The organism is Vibrio sp. 1641 (genome assembly GCF_033339995.1).
In the GTDB taxonomy this organism is placed as follows: Bacteria; Pseudomonadota; Gammaproteobacteria; order Enterobacterales; family Vibrionaceae; genus Vibrio; species Vibrio alginolyticus.
Genome location: NZ_JAWOVP010000051.1, coordinates 1 through 1,082, shown reverse-complemented (window position 1 = coordinate 1,082; position 1,082 = coordinate 1). Strand labels below are relative to the sequence as shown.

Here is a 1,082-nt window from a genome sequence, read left to right as displayed (position 1 = left end):
CAGGCGCTGGTTGCAAGTGCGCAGCCAAGATACGTTTTACCTGCCCCTGTTGGGCCTGTGATCAAGATGTTCTGGTGCTTGTGCAGATAGCCACCCGTTAGAAGTTCGCTTATCTGCTTGCGGTTGAGGTTTCGTCCCTCCTTGTAGATGAGTTGGCTCGGCTGAGCATCCACTCTCAGCTTGGCTTGTCGTTTTAAGCGTTGGATTTTGGTCTGATTGCGATTCAAGATTTCACTTTCCAGAAGTAGGCTTAACCTTTCCTCGAAGTCCAGCTCTGCGTAGGTGCTCAGTGGTTCTTGTTGCTGCTCTAACGCTTTCACTGCATGGCTCAAGCGGAGGGTTTTGAGTTGGTCGTTCAGTGCGTTCATTTGTATTTCTCCTAGTGATAACAGTTCGGGCCACGAACATTGCTGTGAACAAGGTTCGGTGTATTCGCTTTATCTTTACTCAGTTGCCCTTCACGATTGTTCTTGAGTAGATTGTTGACGAAGGTGTAGTTGGGTTTTGTCAGCATCAGTGCATCTTTACAGGCTTGCTCTAGGCGCGATTCGCCATGGGCTTTGCTTAGGTTGAGTAACCCAAGGCAGGAACGATACGACTGCTCTGGATGAGGCTTCGAGTTAAGCATCTTATTGACGACCTCTCGTGTGGCTGGGCCGATATTGGCTCCCCAGTTGAGCAAGCGTCCAGGCGACCACTTCTGATGTTGATGATTACTCGGCATGTGCTCTGGTTGGGTGCTGTTTCCGCGCTCTCTTTGGCTACGTGGATGCTGGGCGACCAAGTTACCTTGATGGTAGATCTGCACCAGACGGTTGGAGGCTTCCAGCTCGACATGGTGACCAACAAGTTGATGTGGCACCGAGTAGTAGTGGCGGCGATAGTCGATGTGATAGTCAGGCCCAACCTTAGCTCGTTTGGTTTCGGTATACAGGTAACGCTGTTTGGGGAGGGGCTTTAACGCAGGCTTATCGAGTTTGTCGAACAGTGTTTTACGACTTGCACCATACTGTTTCATCTTACGTTGGTTTAAGTCATTCATAAGCTCACGGATTGCGAGGTTCAACTCTTTGAAGGTATGG

Annotated in this window: 1 protein-coding gene and 1 pseudogene; both read right to left on the bottom strand. The window is 49.9% G+C overall.

Features of this window, described 5'->3' with window-relative positions; all coding sequences use genetic code 11:
• Nucleotides 1-368: pseudogene (istB, locus tag R7Z47_RS24080) on the bottom strand (IS21-like element ISVch3 family helper ATPase IstB); the annotation flags it as partial.
• Nucleotides 369-379: 11 nt separating this feature from the next.
• A partial coding sequence (locus R7Z47_RS24075; protein ID WP_411913057.1) for a Mu transposase domain-containing protein occupies nt 380-1,082 on the bottom strand: 703 nt, incomplete at its 5' end.